The 3,883-nt window shown below is 73.7% G+C and carries 3 protein-coding genes and 1 pseudogene; all 4 read left to right on the forward strand.

What is annotated here, in order from left to right; all coding sequences use genetic code 11:
* Positions 1-198: pseudogene (locus tag ACFU99_RS36425) on the forward strand (ATP-binding protein); the annotation flags it as partial.
* 146 nt (positions 199-344) lie between these two features.
* Positions 345-1,106 (forward strand): class I SAM-dependent methyltransferase, encoded by a 762-nt coding sequence (locus tag ACFU99_RS36430; RefSeq protein WP_384400760.1) that lies wholly within the window; start codon positions 345-347, stop codon positions 1,104-1,106.
* Positions 1,107-1,269: 163 nt separating this feature from the next.
* A complete protein-coding gene (locus ACFU99_RS36435) occupies positions 1,270-2,844 on the forward strand; it encodes an MFS transporter (RefSeq protein WP_384400763.1) in 1,575 nt (524 codons plus the stop codon).
* 209 nt (positions 2,845-3,053) lie between these two features.
* Positions 3,054-3,883: serine hydrolase domain-containing protein (locus tag ACFU99_RS36440; RefSeq protein WP_384400766.1), on the forward strand; the 830-nt coding region annotated here is incomplete at its 3' end.

Here is a 3,883-nt window from a genome sequence, read left to right on the forward strand (position 1 = left end):
GAGAACAGCGGCCTCCCCTTCGTCATCGCCCTCAACGGCTTCGACGGACACCAGCCCTACACCCCCGAAGAAGTCCGCGAAGCACTCCAGATCGGTCCGGACGCGCCGATCATCGTCACGGACGCCCGGCATCGCAGCGAGGCCAAGAGCGCGCTGATCACGTTGGTGGAGCACGCGCTGATGGCCCGGCTGCGGTAGGACGGCCGTACGTACGGACCATGTGCCGTCGCCGCCGACCGGACTCTCCCGGCCGGCGGCGCCGGCTGTTGTACGCCCGTGACCGGCCAAGGCCCCAACGATCAATTTCCGTCGCGCTGTTCGGCGCGGCGCGCGAGGATGAGGGTATGGCTTCCCTCTCACGCGCCCACTCCTTCAACGCGGCCGCCGCCCAGTACGCCGCGAACCGGCCCTCCTACCCGCCCGCCGTGCTGGACTCCGTGGCGGAGATCTGCGGGTTCCCGCTGGCGGGCGCCCGCGTGGCGGACGTCGGCGCGGGCACCGGCATCGGCACCGCCCTGCTGCGCGAGCGCGGCGCGGAGGTCGTCGCCGTGGAGCCGGGCGACGGCATGGCCGCGGAGTTCCGCCGCGCGCTGCCCGACGTGCCGGTCGTACGGGGCGACGGGAACGCGCTGCCGCTCGCGACGGCCTCGCGCGATCTGCTGACATACGCCCAGTCCTGGCACTGGACCGACATCACCCGTTCCGTGCCGGAGGCGCTGCGGGTGCTGCGGCCCGGCGGCGCGCTCGCGCTGTGGTGGAACACGGACTCCGCCGACATACCGTGGGCCGTCGCCCAGGACGAGCGCATCGCGCGGGCCTGCGGGGTGGAGCCGAAGGACCGCGCGCGCCCGGACGACATCCGCGCCGGCCGTCTCGCGGGGCTGGCGGAGCTCCCCCACACCCGCAGGCTGCTGCGCTGGAGCCGCACCGTCCCGCTCGACACCCATCTCGCCAACATCACCAGCCATTCGGCGTTCCTCGTCCTGGACGAGGCCCGGACGGCACGGTTCCTGGCCGAGGAGCGGGCGGTGCTGGGCGGGCTCTTCCCGGCGGGAATGGTGGAGGAGACGTACGTGGTGGATCTGCTGGTGGCGCGGAGGCCCTGAGCCGGGCGCGCCGTGGGCCCTGCGGCGCCGAGATGCGGCTCTCGGCGACATGGCATCCAATGAAGGCGCGCGACCGAAAAGCGAATCCCTCACCTCCCCGAGACCTCAGCGCTCCGAATGAGACATCTATGTATCATCGGAGGCATTCACGTATCGCACCCGCGTGAACCCGCCGCGCCTCGAACGGAACCTCATGCACACCGCCGCCCGCCCCGCCGCGAACGGACAGCCGGACCCCCGGCGCTGGCTGGTCCTCGCGATCCTGTCGGGAAGCCTGCTGCTGATCGCGATGGACACCACGATCCTCAACGTGGCGTTCCCCTCCCTGGTGTCCGACCTCCAGCCCGGCTCGGTGGAACAGCTGTGGATCATCGACGTCTACGCCCTGGCCCTGTCCGGCCTGCTGGTCACCGCCGGGGCGCTCGGCGACCGCTGGGGCCGCAAGCGGATGCTGCTCACGGGCTTCTCCGTCTTCGCGTTCGCCTCGCTCCTGGCGGTCTTCTCCACCGAGGCGTGGCATGTGATCGCGGCCCGCGCCCTGCTGGGCGTCGGCGGCGCGGCGATCATGCCGTCCACGCTGTCGATCCTGCGGAACGTCTTCACCGACGCCCGTGAACGGGCCTTCGCGTTCGCCGTGTGGGCGGCCGTCTTCGGCGGCGGCATGGCGCTCGGCCCCGTCATCGGCGGCCTGCTCGTCCAGGACTTCGGCTGGCAGTCGGCGTTCCTGCTGAACCTGCCGGTCGCCGCGGTGATCATCGCGCTCGGCGCGTGGTTCCTGCCCGAGTCGTCCTCGCCGCGCGGCGGCCGCTGGGACTGGTGGGGCGTGGTCCAGTCCGTCGTCGGCATGCTCGCCCTCGCGGGCGGCATCAAGCAGCTCGGCAAGAGCGGCCTCGCGTCCCCGCTGCCCTGGGCTCTCCTGCTGCTGGCCGCCGTCGCGCTGACCGTCTTCGTCCGCCGCCAGCTGCGGCTGGAGAACCCGCTGCTCCAGGTCCGGCTGTTCACCAACCGCTCCTTCTCGGTCGCCGCCTCCGCCATCTTCCTGGGCATGGTCGGCATGGGCGCGGTGCTGTTCCTGGCCACGCAGTGGCTCCAGTACGCGCACGGCTTCACCCCCTTCACCGCGGGCCTGCGGCTGCTGCCCGCGCCGCTCGGGCTGATCGCCACCTCCGTCGTCACACCGGCGCTGATGCAGCGCTTCCCCATCCGCCACATCCTGGGCGCCGGCCTGGTCGTGATGGCCGTGGGGCTCGCCCTGCCGTGGACCGTCCAGCGGTTCACCGACATCGGCTACCCGGCCCTCGCCGTGGGCCTCGCGATCCTGGGGCTCGGGGTCGGGGTGGCGACCACCGTCGCGTCCGTCACGCTGATGGCGGCCACCCCGGCCGACGAGGTGGGCGGCGCCGCCGCCATCGAGGAGACCTGTTACGAGCTGGGCGCGGCCCTCGGCGTCGCCATCCTCGGCAGCCTGGCCACCGCCCTCTACCGAGGCGGCCTGCCCGCCCTCGGCCTCGACGGGCCGACGGCCGACTCGGTACGGGACTCCATCGGCGAGGCCGCCCACGTGGCGCATCAGATCGGCGGACCGGCGGGCGACGCCCTGCTGCGCACCGTCGCCGGCGCCTACACGGACGCGATCACCCCGGCCTTCCTCGCCGCCGCCGGCCTGAGCCTGGCCGCCGCCGCCATGGCCTGGACCCTGATCCCCCACGACCTGCGCCCGACCGACAACGCCCACTGAGCCCGGAACCCGACGCCCGCGTGCGGCGCCTCGGGGCGCTTCAGGGTGCGCGAAATGCCGGTCGCCATCGCGCTGCCGGTTGCACAGGCCCGTAAAAAATCGCTGGTCACAGCGGCGGGGCGGACCATAGCGTGGCCCGGCCGACGACCGTGGGGCGCGGGCGCACGCCCTGGCCGCCCCGCGCGCCACCACCTGGAGGACGGGACGCGATGGGACAGCACAGCGGATGGGCCGACGAGCGCTTCGGGGCCGTCGCCGACACCTTCGCGCGGAACTTCGCCGAGTTCCCCGAACTCGGCGCGGCGGTGGCGGTGTTCGTGGACGGACGCAAGGTCGTGGACCTGTGGGGCGGCGTCGCGGACGAGCGGACGGGGCGGCCGTGGGACGCGGAGACCCTCGTTCCGGTCTTCTCCTGCGCCAAGGGGTTCGTCGCCCTCGCCGCCCATCTCCTCGCGCAGGAGGGCCGCCTCGACCTCGACGCGCCGGTGAGCCGGTACTGGCCCGAGTTCGCGCAATACGGCAAGGAGACCGTCACCTGCCGCATGGTCCTCGGCCACCGGGCCGGGCTCGCCGCCCTCGACCGGACGGTCCCCTTCGGGGAGATCGCCGGCTGGACGCCGGTGATCCGCGCCATCGAGGAACAGCGGCCACTGTGGGAGCCGGGCGCCGCGTACGAGTACCACGGCCACGTCTTCGGCTTCCTCGTCGGCGAGGTCGTCCGCCGCATCACCGGTCTCACCCCCGGCGCGTACATCCGCCAGACCGTCGGCGACCCGCTGGGGCTGCGGGCCTGGCTCGGCCTGCCCGCCGCCGAGGCCGCCCACGTCGCCCGGCTCGTCGAGGCCGAGGGGCGGCCCCCGATGCCGGGCCCCGAGCACCTGCTCACCCGCATCGTCACCATGAACGGCGCGCTGGCCTTCCCCGGCCTCGACGAGCCGCACGGCTGGAACGACCCGGCCCTGCACGCGATGGAGCTGCCCGGCGCGGGCGCGGTGGCCTCCGCGAACGGCCTCGCCACGCGGTACGCGGCCGCCGCCAC

This window comes from Streptomyces sp. NPDC057654, assembly GCF_042800135.1.
Classification (GTDB): Bacteria; Actinomycetota; Actinomycetes; order Streptomycetales; family Streptomycetaceae; genus Streptomyces.